Source organism: Calidithermus terrae, assembly GCF_003574345.1.
GTDB classification, from domain to species: Bacteria; Deinococcota; Deinococci; order Deinococcales; family Thermaceae; genus Calidithermus; species Calidithermus chliarophilus.
Window position 1 is genome coordinate 1 of sequence record NZ_QXDL01000122.1, and the last position, 12,491, is coordinate 12,491.

Annotated in this window: 11 protein-coding genes, 1 tRNA gene and 2 pseudogenes; 8 read left to right on the top strand and 6 right to left on the bottom strand. The window is 69.4% G+C overall.

Annotated elements, in window-relative coordinates; all coding sequences use genetic code 11:
• Positions 1-189: 189 nt before the first annotated feature.
• Positions 190-516, bottom strand: a complete 327-nt coding sequence (locus Mterra_RS13600) for an HIT domain-containing protein (RefSeq protein WP_027892750.1) — start codon at positions 514-516, stop codon at positions 190-192.
• A 17-nt stretch (positions 517-533) separates the two neighbouring features.
• On the opposite strand from Mterra_RS13600, the gene Mterra_RS13605 reads away from it, so the two are divergent.
• Both Mterra_RS13605 and Mterra_RS13610 read left to right on the top strand, forming a co-directional pair.
• On the top strand, positions 534-1,220 hold the full coding sequence (locus Mterra_RS13605) for a DNA alkylation repair protein (protein WP_119315668.1): 687 nt from the start codon (positions 534-536) through the stop codon (positions 1,218-1,220).
• 45 nt (positions 1,221-1,265) lie between these two features.
• A complete protein-coding gene (locus tag Mterra_RS13610; protein WP_119315669.1) occupies positions 1,266-1,637 on the top strand; it encodes a hypothetical protein in 372 nt (123 codons plus the stop codon).
• Between the two features lie 178 nt (positions 1,638-1,815).
• On the opposite strand, the gene Mterra_RS13615 is transcribed toward Mterra_RS13610, so the two are convergent.
• Positions 1,816-3,123, bottom strand: a complete 1,308-nt coding sequence (locus Mterra_RS13615; RefSeq protein ID WP_119315670.1) for a MiaB/RimO family radical SAM methylthiotransferase — start codon at positions 3,121-3,123, stop codon at positions 1,816-1,818.
• 130 nt (positions 3,124-3,253) lie between these two features.
• On the opposite strand from Mterra_RS13615, the gene Mterra_RS13620 reads away from it, so the two are divergent.
• Both Mterra_RS13620 and Mterra_RS13625 read left to right on the top strand, forming a co-directional pair.
• A complete protein-coding gene (locus tag Mterra_RS13620) occupies positions 3,254-4,168 on the top strand; it encodes a threonine/serine dehydratase family protein (RefSeq protein ID WP_119315671.1) in 915 nt (304 codons plus the stop codon).
• A gap of 432 nt (positions 4,169-4,600) precedes the next feature.
• Positions 4,601-5,224, top strand: a pseudogene (locus Mterra_RS13625) (formate--tetrahydrofolate ligase); the annotation flags it as partial.
• Positions 5,225-5,245: 21 nt separating this feature from the next.
• Here Mterra_RS13625 and Mterra_RS13630 read toward each other — a convergent pair.
• Positions 5,246-6,403 (bottom strand): M28 family metallopeptidase, encoded by a 1,158-nt coding sequence (locus tag Mterra_RS13630; protein ID WP_119315673.1) that lies wholly within the window; start codon positions 6,401-6,403, stop codon positions 5,246-5,248.
• A 135-nt stretch (positions 6,404-6,538) separates the two neighbouring features.
• On the opposite strand from Mterra_RS13630, the gene Mterra_RS13635 reads away from it, so the two are divergent.
• The 4 genes from Mterra_RS13635 to Mterra_RS13650 all read left to right on the top strand — a co-directional run bounded on the left by Mterra_RS13635 (position 6,539) and on the right by Mterra_RS13650 (position 10,249).
• Positions 6,539-6,615, top strand: a tRNA-Pro gene (locus Mterra_RS13635).
• A gap of 136 nt (positions 6,616-6,751) precedes the next feature.
• Positions 6,752-7,666: a tyrosine-type recombinase/integrase gene (locus Mterra_RS13640; RefSeq protein WP_170159669.1), complete on the top strand. Its 915-nt coding sequence runs from the start codon at positions 6,752-6,754 to the stop codon at positions 7,664-7,666.
• A 15-nt stretch (positions 7,667-7,681) separates the two neighbouring features.
• Positions 7,682-8,770, top strand: a complete 1,089-nt coding sequence (locus Mterra_RS13645) for a DNA methyltransferase (protein ID WP_170159670.1) — start codon at positions 7,682-7,684, stop codon at positions 8,768-8,770.
• A 318-nt stretch (positions 8,771-9,088) separates the two neighbouring features.
• Positions 9,089-10,249, top strand: a complete 1,161-nt coding sequence (locus Mterra_RS13650; RefSeq protein ID WP_119315675.1) for a vWA domain-containing protein — start codon at positions 9,089-9,091, stop codon at positions 10,247-10,249.
• A 416-nt stretch (positions 10,250-10,665) separates the two neighbouring features.
• Here Mterra_RS13650 and Mterra_RS13655 read toward each other — a convergent pair whose 3' ends face one another.
• The 3 genes and pseudogenes from Mterra_RS13655 to Mterra_RS13665 form a co-directional block, all read right to left on the bottom strand.
• Positions 10,666-11,142 (bottom strand): IS630 family transposase, encoded by a 477-nt coding sequence (locus Mterra_RS13655; protein WP_119315676.1) that lies wholly within the window; start codon positions 11,140-11,142, stop codon positions 10,666-10,668.
• 52 nt (positions 11,143-11,194) lie between these two features.
• Complete coding sequence (locus Mterra_RS13660) at positions 11,195-11,716, bottom strand: winged helix-turn-helix domain-containing protein (RefSeq protein ID WP_245971630.1); 522 nt, start codon at positions 11,714-11,716, stop codon at positions 11,195-11,197.
• Between the two features lie 129 nt (positions 11,717-11,845).
• Positions 11,846-12,491: pseudogene (locus tag Mterra_RS13665) on the bottom strand (IS3-like element ISMesi1 family transposase); the annotation flags it as partial.

Here is a 12,491-nt window from a genome sequence, read left to right on the forward strand (position 1 = left end):
GCCTGTGGTTACCCCCATCCCGTCCCTCCCCGCCCGCGGGGAGGGTTTATCCCCCCCAGCCCCCCTTGTTAAGGGGGATGAAGAAAGGGCGTCTTGCGTCTTGCGGTTGGCGGTTGGCGTTTGGCGTCTTGCGTTTGGCGTACGACGTACGACGTAGGACGCCCGACCCGCATCAGACGTACGACCCCCTCAAGCATCCGACCGCAGGTGCACGTGCACGTGGAACACCTCCTGGCCGCCCTTCTCGCCCACGTGGACGCGGATGAAGTAGCCCTCGAGGCCCATCTGCCGGGCGATGCGGTTGGCGGTGAGCATCAGCTTGCCCAGCTTGAGCGCGCCCTCCTCGGTGTCGGGGTAGTCGGCCAGGGTGGGGATGTACTCCTTGGGGCACACCAATACGTGGACCTTCGAGCGGGGGTGGATGTCCTTGAAAGCGATGAACTCCTCGTCCTCGTAGACGATGCTGGCGGGGATTTCGCGGCGGATGATCTTGCCGAAGACGGTGGGGTTGTCCATGCGGAATACTCTAAAGCATGACCCCCACGGAATTCGTACGCCAGGTCCGGGCCGCCCTCGAGCCCCACCGCGACCCCGCCCAGGCCGAGCCCATGGCCCGCTACATGAAGAACCGCTTCCCCTTCCTCGGGCTCAAGCGGCCGCAGCTCGGGCCCCTGGTCAAGCCGCTGCTCGCCCGGAGCAAGGGGCACGACGAAGCCTGGCTGCACGCGGCGGCGCAGGGCCTGTGGGAACTGCCCGAGCGGGAGTTCCAGTACGCCGCCGTCGCCGTGCTGCACGCCAACCGCAAGACCTTGAGCGGGCACAGCCTCGAGCTCCTCGAAGCCCTCCTGCGGGCGAAACCGTGGTGGGACAGCGTGGACGCCCTCACCAGCAGCGTGGTGGGGCCGCTGGTGGCGCGGATCCCGGAATTGGGGCCCGAGATGGACCGCTGGAGCCGGCACCCCGATTTCTGGGTGCGGCGCTCGGCCATCCTGCACCAGCTCGGCTACAAGGGCCAGACCGACGCCGAGCGGCTGTTCCGCTACTGCCTCGAGAACGCCCCCGACGAGGAGTTCTTCATCCGCAAGGCCATCGGCTGGGCCCTGCGGCAGTACGCCTACGCCGACCCCGAGCGGGTGTACGCCTTCGTGGAGGCCAACCGGGCCCGGCTCTCTCCCCTCTCGGTCCGCGAAGCCCTCAAGCACCGCAAGGGCGGGAAATGAGGCGGCCTCACAGACTTTTGCCCCGCCCTTCTTTAGGGTGAGCCCATGACCGCTCGAGCCCTCTGGACGGGCATCCTGCTGATCCTGGTGAGCACCGTGGCCGTGACCGCGGCCAAGCCCACCCCCACCGCCTTCATCCCCGGCGCCCTGGGCCTGCTGATCGCCCTGCTGGGCATCGCGGGCGACAAGAACCCCACCTTGCGGCGCCCCGCCCTGAGCGCCGCGCTGGGCCTGGCCGTGCTCGGCATCCTGGGCTCGCTGCGCGGCGTCCCCGACTTCCTCACCCTGCTGGGCGGGGGCAGCGTCGAGCGCCCGGTGGCGACCATGGCCCAGTTCGCCACCATCTTCATCTGCCTGGGCTTCGTGGTGCGGTGGGTGCAGGGTTTCCTCGAGGCGCGGCGGGACCGGTTGGGGTAGCCGGTGGCCGATAGCCGGGCGCTGGGGGTGGGTCGTACGTCGTACGTCCTGCGTCGTACGCAACACGCCAAACGCCGAACGCAAGACGCCAGACGCCTTGGCCCTAGACCCTCGACCCTTGACAAACCACGGGCCTACCGCTGACGGCTGACGGCTGAAAGCTGACGGCTAAAAACCCTCACGCCATCGGCAAAAGCATGCGCTGAGGTTCTTCCTTTACGGCCTCTACCGGCCCGATGAGGGTGTAGCCCTCGAGGCGCTCGACCCGTACCCACACGGTCTGGCCCTGTTTGGAGGCGGGGCCGTCGGCCAGGACCTCGTAGTAGTCGGGGGTGTGGCCCACCCACTGCCCGCCGCGGCGGGACTCGAGCAGCACCTCCACGCGGCTGCCGAGCTTGGGGGCGATGCGCTGGGCGGCGAGTTGTTGGGCCAGGGCGATGACCTCGCGGGTGCGGCGCTTGCGGACCTCGACGGGCACCTGGGGCAAGGAGGCGGCGCGGGTCTTGGGGCGGGGGGTGTAGGTGAAGGCGTGGACGCGGCTGGGGCGCAGCTCGCGCAGGAACTCGAGCGTCTCCTGGTGCTCCTCCTCGGTCTCGGTGGGCAGGCCCGCGATGACGTCGGTGGTGAGGGCGAAGCCGGGGATGAGCTCGTAGGCCCGCAGCACCAGTTCGCGGTAGTAGTCCTTGTCGTAGCGGCGGCCCATCAGCCGCAGCAGGCGCTGGGAGCCCGACTGGAGGCTCAGGTGCAGGTGGGGGCGCACCTGGGGGGCGTGGCGGGCGAGGGTGCGGAGCAGGGCCTCGTCGGTGTCCTCGGGCTCGATGGAGCTCAGGCGCACCTTGGCCCCCATGAGGGCGAGTTCCTCGACCAGGCCCGCCACCCCGCGCGGGTGGCCCTTGTAGGAGCCCAGCCGCACCCCCGTCAGCACGATCTCCTGCACGCCGGCCTCGAGCAGACCCCGCGCCTCGCCCAGCGCGTCGGCGCTCTCGCGGTGGCGCTCGCGCCCGCGCAGCCGGGGGATGACGCAGTAGGCGCAGCCCGCGTTGCAGCCGTCCTGCACCTTGACGAAGGCCCGCACCCAGTTGTTGAGCAGGCCGCGATCCCCGGCCCCCCAGAACTCGTTGGGCGGGGTGGTGAGGGGGTCGGAGGGGAAGCCGAAGTGCTCGAGGATCACCCGGGGCAGCTCGGCCTTGCGGGCGTTGGGCACCACGGCGTCGGCGCCCAGCTCGGCCAGTTGGTCGGGGGCGAGCTCGGCGTAGCAGCCGGTGACGACGATGAAGGCCTCGGGGTTGGCCCGCCGCGCCCGGCGCACCTCCTTGCGGGCGTCGGCCTCGGCGGTCGTGGTCACGGCGCAGGTGTTGATCACCACCAGGTCGGCCCCCTCCTCCAGCCGCACCACCTCGGGCTCGAGCGCCCGCAGCAGCCCGACCAGCGCGTCCGACTCGACCTGATTGACCTTGCAGCCCAGGGTTCGCACCGCCAACCGCATAGCTGAACCATTGTCGAGGGTCGGGGGGCGAGGGTCAAGGGCCGGAGAAGCGAACGTTAGCCATTGCTTTCCCACCCCCTACTCCCCACCTCCTACCTCCCATTCCCCTCTCCCCTCTTACAATGGCGAGGTGATCTCCCTCGAGCACGTCCAAGCCGCGGCCCGCCGTATCGCCCCGTACGTTCACCGCACGCCGGTGCTCACCAGCCGCGACCTCGACCGGATGTTCGGCAAGGAGCTTTTCTTCAAGGCCGAGCACCTGCAGAAAACCGGGAGCTTCAAGGCGCGGGGGGCGGTGAACGCCGCGCTGCAACTGCAAAACCCCAAGGGCATCATCGCCGTGTCCTCGGGCAACCACGCCCAGGGCGCGGCCTACGCGGCGCGGGTGATCGGGGTCCCGGCGCTGGTGGTGATGCCGCAGGACGCCTCGGAAACCAAGAAGGCGGCCACGCGGGCCTACGGGGCGGAGGTCTTCGACGAGGGCGTGACGGTGGAGAACCGCGAGGAGGTCGTGCGGCAGAAGGCGGCGGAGCTGGGCTACTCGCTGATCCACCCCTTCGACGACTACGCGGTGATGGCGGGCCAGGGCACCCAGGCGCTCGAGCTGCTCGAGCAGGTCGAGGGCCTCGAGGCCGTGCTGGTGGCGGTGGGCGGCGGGGGATTGATCTCGGGCATCGCCACCGTGGTCAAGCACCTGCGGCCCGAGTGCGAGGTGATCGGGGTCGAGCCGGAAAACGCCAACGACGCCCAGCAGAGCCTCCGCACCGGCCATCGGGTCCGGCTCGAGCGCGCCCCCCAGACCGTGGCCGACGGCGTGCGAACGCTGATGGTCGGGGAGCGTACCTTCCCGGTGATGCAAAACCACGTAGACCGCATCCTCACCGTGCCCGACGCGGTGACGCTCGAGGCCCAGCGCCTGATGATGAGCCGCCTCAAGCAGGTCGTCGAGCCCACCGCCGGGCTGGCCCTAGGCCCGGTGCTGATGAATTGCGAGCTGCCCAAGCGCATCGCCGTGATCGTCTGCGGGGGGAACTGGATGCCTTAGGGGGTGGGTGTCGATGGTCGATAGCCGGACGCGGTCGTGCGTCGTACGTCCTACGTCGTACGCCGAACGCAAGACGCAAAACGCACGTCCTACGTCCTACGTCGTACGTCGTACGCAGGACGCCTTGTCACCCCCCTTAGCAAGGGGGGCCGGGGGGGGGATAAACCCTCCCGCCCGCGGGCCGGGTGGGGCAACCACGAGCCACAAGCTGATGGCTGACCGCTCCCCGAGGCTCGCCAAGGACGTTTGTAATACCAGGTTTGGGTGGATAGTCTGCCGATGGGAGGCTATCCACCCCGGCCGAAGGGGGTGCCCTGGGCTTCACAAAGATGTACCCCTGACGGATTTGAAGCGTAGCTTTGTGAAGCCGGTATAACTGCTGTCCGGGATTAGCTTGAGGGCATGACCACAACCCAGCCTGAGGTGCCCTCCGACCTCGAGGCCGCCCGCCGGGGCCTGCCCAACCTGCTCAAGCACGCGGAGAACGTCCGGCTGCACGGCTTCGAACCGGTCCTGGCCCTCAACCGCTTCCCCGACGACACCCCGGCGGAACTGGCGCTGCTGGAGGCCTTCGCCCGGCAACACGGCCTGCGCTTCGCCCGTGCCGAGGTCCACGCCCGCGGCGGCGAGGGGGGACTGGAGCTGGCCGGGGCGGTGAAGGAGGCCCTCCAGACCCCCGGCACCCTGCGCTTCGCCTACGAACTCGAGGCCACCCTCCCCCAGAAGATCGAGGCCATCGCCGCCCGGGTCTACGGCGCGGCCCGGGTCGAGTACACCCGCGAGGCCCGCAAGGCCCTCAAGCAGCTAGCCAAGGAGGGCTGCGAGCACCTGCCCGTGGTGGTCGCCAAGACCGCCAACTCCCTCTCCGACAACCCCCGCCTGCGCGGGCGCCCCGAGGGTTTCGGCGTCACCGTCACCGACCTCAAGGCCCGCTGCGGCGCGGGCTTCGTGGTGGCCTACATGGGCGAGGTCATGACCATGCCCGGCCTGCCCAAGACGCCGGCCGCCCAGCGCATCGACCTGGACGAGCAGGGGCAGACCGTCGGGCTGTCGTGAGCCCGGCTCGAGGGCCAGCGCCTACTGCTTGAGGATGCGCTCGAGCGCCGCCCGCACCGCTACCGCCGTCTCGGCCAGCAGCTTGGGGTCGGCCACGGTGTCGGTAGGCTGGTGGTAATTGGGGTCGATGCCCCAGTGGAAGAACAGCACCGGCACCCCGGCCTGGGCGAAGGGCACGTGGTCGCTGCCCCCGGAGTTGCCGATGTCGTTGAATTGCGCCCCGCTCTGCTCGAGCAGCCGCAGCAGCGCCGCATCGCCGCCCACCCCCAGCGCCGGGCTGGCCCGCACCCCCACCATGTCGAGGTTGAGCATGGCCTTGAGCCCCCGCACCCGCTCGGGGAAGGCCTGCACGAAGTTGCGCGAGCCCCACAAGCCGTCCTCCTCCCCGTCGAACCACACGTACCACACGTCCTTAGCCCAGCCCTCCCCCGCCAGGCTGCGGGCGAGCTCGAGCACCGTCACCGTGCCCGAGGCGTTGTCGTTGGCCCCCGGGGCCCCCTGCACCGAGTCGTAGTGCCCGCCCACCACCACGCTGGGCGCGCTGCTGTCGGGCCGGCGGGCGATCACGTTGCGGGCTTGGGCCTGCTCGAGCACCGCCCCCACCACCAGCCGCGCCCGCTCCCCGCTGCGGGCGAACAGGGCCTCCCCCTCGCTGCCGGACACGGTGACGCCCGGGATGGGGCCCACGCCCCCGTAGGTGCCGCGCACCGCCCCGGGCTCGTTGTTCACCACCACGACCGCCACCGCGCCCTGGGCCGCGGCCTGGCGGGCCTTCTCCAGGAAAGGGATCACCCCGCGCCGCACCACCACGATCTTGCCCCGCACGTCCAGCCCGGCGTAATCACCCGCCGCGCCGACCCCGGGCACCGCCTGGAGGGGGGCCTCGAAGGTCCCACCGGGGCTGCCGGAGAGCGCGAGGGCCTCGAGGCGGGTCGGCCCCAGGCTCAAGCTGCTGCCGGTGTCGCGGCTGCGGGTGTAGCTGAAGGGCTGGAACTCCACCGCATAACCCGCCGCCCTGGCCTGCGCCGCCAGGTACTCGGCCGCCTGGGCCGCCGCCGGGCTCCCCGCCACCCGGGGCCCGATCCCTACGAGGTAGTCCAGGTCGGCCTTGGCCCGCTCGGGCGCGAAGGCGAGCACGCTGAAGCTGAGCAGCAAAACGGTCCAAAGGCTGGGCTTCATGGAGACAGTGTGACGGCAGGCTTTGAATTGAACCATCGACCAGCTCACCGAGGCTTTACCCGCGCGATAGTGCGTGCTATCTTTGAGGACGGGTCTCGCATGACCCGAGGTGCGCCGGAAGTCCCATAGGTGCAACGGGGCGTAGCGCAGTCTGGTAGCGCACCTGCTTTGGGAGCAGGGGGTCGCTGGTTCGAATCCAGTCGCCCCGACCACAAGCGCCGCGGAGTCAGGCGAACCTCGTCCTACACACAACAATCCAAGCCCCCCTAAAAAGCTGAGGCTGTTCTCATCCTCGGGTGAGACATCACCGGCACAGGAGCGCTTAACTGCCCCACCAAGGAGGTCATGGTGAGGGTGGAAGCAGCCGTGAAGCTGTTGTTCATATACCTGCGCAGCCAGGGGGCCAAGCCGGGGACGCTGGAGCACTTCGAGCACACCATGGGGCATTTCCGGCGCTTCTGCGAGGGCAAGCAGGTGGCGGAGGTCGAGGAGGTCAGCCACTGGCTGGTGCGGGAGTACTGGCTGTACCTGTTGGAGCGGGGCCTCGCGGTCAGCGGGTACGCCAGGGACCTGCACCGCTTCTTCTCCTTCCTCAAGGAGGAGGGCTTGTGGGGACGGGAGAACCCGGTCAAGCAGGCGGGCGTCCCCAAGCAGGCCGACCGCCCCATCAAGCCCATCCCGCCGGAGGCGCTCGAGGCCATGCTCAAGGCGGCGGCCAGGGGGCGCAACCCCTGGCGCGACCGCGCCCTCATCCTGCTGCTGGTGGACACCGGCCTGCGCGTCTGCGAAGCCCTCAGCATCCGGCTGGAGGACGTCAACACCGAGACCCGCTGCGTGTGGGTGCGGGGCAAGGGCGACAAGGACCGACCGGCCTTCTACGGCTACCGGGTGGCCCGCTTCCTCAACGCCTACGTCGCCAAGGAGCGCAAGGCCCAGCCGGGGGTGGGCTACCTCTTCACCACCGACGAGGGCGAGCCCTTCAGCCGGTTGCGGGTGCGGGACATGCTGCGGCAGGTGGCCCGGCGGGCCGGGCTCGACCCGGCCAAGGTCAACGTCCACCCCCACGCCTTCCGCCACACCTTCGCGGTGCGCTACCTGCTGCACGGGGGCACCGCCCTGGGCCTGCGGCGCCGCCTCGGGCACTCCACCATGGAGATGGTGGACCGCTACGTCTCGATGTCGGTCGAGGACCTGGCCGCCGAGCACGACCGCGTGAGCCCCGGCGACTGGCTGCTCGGGCGCAAAAATAGGGCAAAATCCTGATACGAGGAACCAAGCATGCCCAACGCTACCGCCGTCCTCAACCGCGTCCTCCGGGAGGCCCGACGCCTCCTGGGCGCCCCCGACCTCCCTGAAGCCGAGGTGGCCCAGGCCCTGCTGGGGGCGGGCGACGGGCACCTCGGGGCCCTGGCCGAGCGCACCGGCCTGAGGGAGAAGTACCTGCGCTACGAGGTGCTGCCGCTGGCGCTTTACCCGGACACCCTCCGGCGGGCTTTGTCCCTGGGGATGCCCATGCGCCAGGTTCAACGGCTCAAGCGCCGGTTGGAGCAGGGCGAGCTAAGCCAGGAGCAGCTCGAGACAGCCCTCGCCAGCCCCGGCCCGCGGCAGGCCCTGAAGGAGTTGCTGGCCAGGCCCGAGCGCCGGTTCTCACCCCGCCATAGCCCCGTGTGGATTTACCCCTCCGACCCCGAACTCCAAGGCGCGGAGGCGCTGCACCCCTACGTGGCGGAGGCGCTGGTGGAGGTGTACACCCGGCCAGGGCAGTTCGTGCTCGACCCCATGGCGGGCACCGGCGCGGTGGTGCGGGCCGCCTTGCGCCTGGGCCGCCGGGCGGAGGGGCGCGACATCCGGCCCATGGGGGAGGGCATCCTCGAGGCCCCTGTCGCCACCTTGCCCCAGGACTACCCCGAGCCGGTGGCCGACCTGCTGGTGCTGCACCCGCCCGTCTTCACGCGCTGGTCGGTGAGGAACTGGGTACGCCCACCCGACGCCCCTTACGTGGACCCCTACGTGGACTACCTGGAGCACATCGTTCACGACCTGATGGCGCCCGCGGTCGGGGCGCTCAAGCCCGGCGGCTACCTGGCCCTCGTCGCCAGGCCGCGCCAGCACCTGCCCACCGGCACCACCGCGCCCTTGGAGCGCATCTTCGTGGCGCCCTTCGAGCGGGCCATCGCCGAGTTCCCCGGCCATTACCTGCCCTCGGAGGAGGATGGTCGGGCCCGCCCGGTGCTGCTGCCCCACGCCTACCACCTGGCGGTGGCGGAGGACGGGAGCGAGCACTGGGCCATTTTCGTCGGGCAGAAGATGGCCAACGGGGTTCTGGTGGAAGTCCAATGGCCCAAGGAGCGGAGGTATGAGGATTAGCTGCCCCAGGCTCTTGTAGAAGCTGTAGGGGCTCCAGGAGCCCCCCAGCAGTGGCCGGACGAGGCCGGGGTCTAAGAACTCGGCCATGCGCCGGGGGCGCGGCGCTCCAGCGCGGTTTCCCCCACCGCCGGGGCGAGCCACCCCACCGAGGGGCGGGGCGCGAGCCACCCCGGAACGGCCTGCGGCCCCCCAGGCGTGGGCTTGCACGTGGGGGCGACGTGGTTGATATCTTGCATGGCCCGCCCAGGGCAGGCCTGGGGGCCCCTTCCGACGGTCGGAAGGGGGGCGGCGGCTAGACTCATGGCCCGGAGGTAACGCATGGCCATCGTCAAGCTCAAGCGCTCGCTCGTCGAGGACAACGACCTGCTGCTGGTGGAGGTCATCGCCCCCAAGGAGGCCCCGCGCCTGCCCCCGCCCACCCTGTCCCTGGTGCTCGACCGCTCCGGCTCGATGGCCGGGGGGAAGCTGCGCGCCGCCCAGGAGGCCGCGCTGGCCCTGGCCGAGCAGAGCTTCGAGGGAGGCGGCGAGCTGCACCTGGTGGCTTACGACACCGAGGTCCTCCACTGCTCCCCCCGCAGCCTACAGGAGGCCGGACGCTTCATCGCCTCGCTCGGGGCCCGCGGCAGCACCGACCTCTTGGGCGGCTGGCAGCGGGGCGCGGAGCTGGTGGGAGGAGCCGACGGCCCCGAAGCGGTGGTGCTCCTGAGCGACGGGCTGGCCAACTGTGGGGTCACCGACCCGCGGCGCATCCTGGCCGCCGTCAGGCAGCAGGCCGTCGAGGGCGTGCAGACCAGCACCGTGGGCTTCGGCGAGGACTACGACGCACTGCTCCTGGCCGATATGGCCGTCGAAGGAGGCGGGGGGCACCATTACGTGGGCGAGGAGCGGGCCGAGGACCTGCGCACCGCCCTGCTGGCCGAGCTGGCCTTCCTGCGGCGGGCGGTGCTGGGCGGCGTACACCTGAAGCTCTCGGGTGCGGCGGCTACGCCCTGGCTGGGGGCCTGGCAGCAGGGGCGGCGGGGCTTCTGCGGGGCCATGGCCCCCGGCGAGCGGCGCACCTGGCTGCTGGGGCTGAACGCCCTCGGGGGCAGCGGCGCGGTCCTGGAGGTAGACGTTGAGGCCCACGGCCCCGAGCGGCACCGCCTGACCCTACCCGCCCCCCACCCCGAGGGCACGCCGGGGCACCGCAGGGTGCTGCTGGAGTACCGCGTGGCCCAGGTCTACCGCCTGCTGCGGCGCCTGCCTGAGGTGTCGGGCCAGGAGGAGGCCAAAGCCCTGGCCCACGAGGCCGAGCGCCTGTGCGGGGAGCTGGAGGGCCTCGAGGACCCCCGCCTCCCCCGTCTCCGGGCCCGCCTGCGGCAACTGGCCGACCAGCTCGCCGCCCTCGGCCAGCACTTCGAACCCGCTCAACTGGCCCGGGTCAACAACGCGGCTATGGTCTGGTCGGTGGGGGTCACCTCCGACGTGGAGCGGCGCTAACCGGGAGTCCAGGTTAGCCAGGGCCCGGCTGACTGCCGGGCTCCTTCGCGCGCGAGGGGAAAAACCCGTTATGCCAAAAATAAGAAAATCGGCTCCATAAAGTTTTTTGTGTCACAGACGTACTATAGAGCACAGCGGGTTTTGTTGCATTTGCAGCCAGTATGCAAACATTTGCTTGGGGTGGGCTTGTTCTCCACCATGCTGTTTCTTACCAAAAGGGGAAGTCAGTGTGTGGAGCCGAGGTTGCTGGTGGTCAGGAGCACCAACAGCCCCGAAGGTAACCGCCCCGATTTACATCGCTACTTGCCCAAGGGGCCGCACGTGTGTCCTTTGGAAATGCTCATTCGGATAGCTTGACTGGGATAACCTGCAAAAGGTAACCGTCCGATTCGGGCTAGGTTTTGTATAATACCCTTTTATGCTGATGTCTTCGTCCTGGGCCACCAGTGGAAGAGGGTGTGCCGCCTGAGGGTCTGTGGATCCGCCTCCAGAACCCGGCACCGCTCGGCCACCACCTCCATCATCTCCTCCAGGTCCTGGAAGTACCGGTTCGCCACCGCCTCGTTCACCAAGGGCCACACCCGCTCCACCGGCTGCAGCTCGGGACTGTAGGGCGGAAGGAAGACCAGCCGGATCCCCTCAGGTACCTCCAGCCGCCCGGACACATGCCACCCTGCCCGGTCCAGCACCACCCAGGCCTCGTCCTCCCCAAGCCAAGCGCGAAGCTCCCTCAAAACCCAGCCCATCACCTCGGTGTCCACCCCGTCTACCAGAAGGCTCAGGCTCCTGCCCGTCTGCGGCTCCACGAAGGTGTATACATAGGACCACCGATACCGATGCGCTCCCAGCGCCAAAGGCCTTTCCCCCCGCCGGGTCCACACCCGCCGGTACACCGCCGGTACACCGGCCTAAGCCCAAGTCGGTGCTCGTCGTAAGCCAAAAGCCTCACCCTCCGCCCCTCCGCCCTGGCCTGCTGGACCTCCGCGGAGAGCTTTTTTTAAACGCCTGCTGCGCCTGCACGTCCGCCCTCCGGTGCCGGGGGCGGGGGCTGCGCAGGGCAAACCCCATCTCGTGCAAGAGGCGGTAGATGGGGTAGAGGGAGACCTTCTTCCCCAGTTCCCGCTCCACCCAGTCCCGCAGCTTGGGCCCCGTCCACAGGCCCCCATCGGGAGGAGGGCCCTGCAGAGCCTCCAGAACCCTCCCCTGCTCCTCGGGGGTAAGCTTGGGCTGCTGCCCTGGGTTCTGGTGCCGCTTGTCCTTCAGGGCCTCGGGGCCTTCCTGGTGGTAGCGCCTCACCGTCTCCTGCACCCAGCGGGAGCTGTTCAAGGTGATCCTGGCGATCTCCTTGGCGGTGAGCCCCCGCTTGGCGTGGTAGACCGCCAGAAAGCGGATTCTTTCTATCGGATCCTCAGCCTTCTTGACCCTCCGCCATAGCTCGTTCAGGGTCAGGTGGTCGGCTACGGTCATAAACGAAGGATACAACAGGAAAGGGTATAACATCTCCTGCAGTTCCTCCCAGTCCTCAAAGTCCTCGTCAGGGTCAAGGAGGTCTTCTGTGTACTGCGCCCCTAAATTTGCACCACCTCACCGGTCAGTTTAGTCAGGGCTCCCACCCCCTTTCAACAGGCTGTCCACAAAAGCTTCAGGCGTCAGGTACCCCAAGGCCGAGTGCGGACGCTTGCGGTTGTACACCTCAAAGACGAACGCCTCCACCGACGCCCGCGCCTCCTCCAGAGTCCGGTACTCCCGCAGGTCCACCCACTCCTCCTTGACGGTCCGGATCAGCCGCTCCGCGTGCCCGTTCTCCCAGGGCCTCCCCGTCCCCGCGTAGCTCAGCCTCACCCCTAGCCCCAAAAGCCGCTCCACATAGGCCCTGGAGGTGTACTGCACCCCCCGGTCCGAATGGTGCACCTCGGGGCATCCCTCCCTAAGGGCCATCTCCAGCGCCGCAAGAGCAAGCCCCTGGGACAGCCTCGGCCCCAGGGCCACCCCCAGGATCTTGCGGGTGTGGAGGTCCATCACCACCGCCAGGTAGGCCACCCCCTCCCCCAGGACCACGTAGCTCAGGTCCGCCACCCACACCTGGTGGAAGCCGGTCACCTCAAGCCCCAGCAGAAGGTTGGGCACCCCCTCCGGGAGAAGCTCTTCCGGGAGAGTGGTCCTGGGCTTGAGGGGCTTCCGGGTAAGGAGCAGGCCTTCCCTCCGCATCAGGGAGCGCACCCGCTTCTCCCCCACCCCGAGG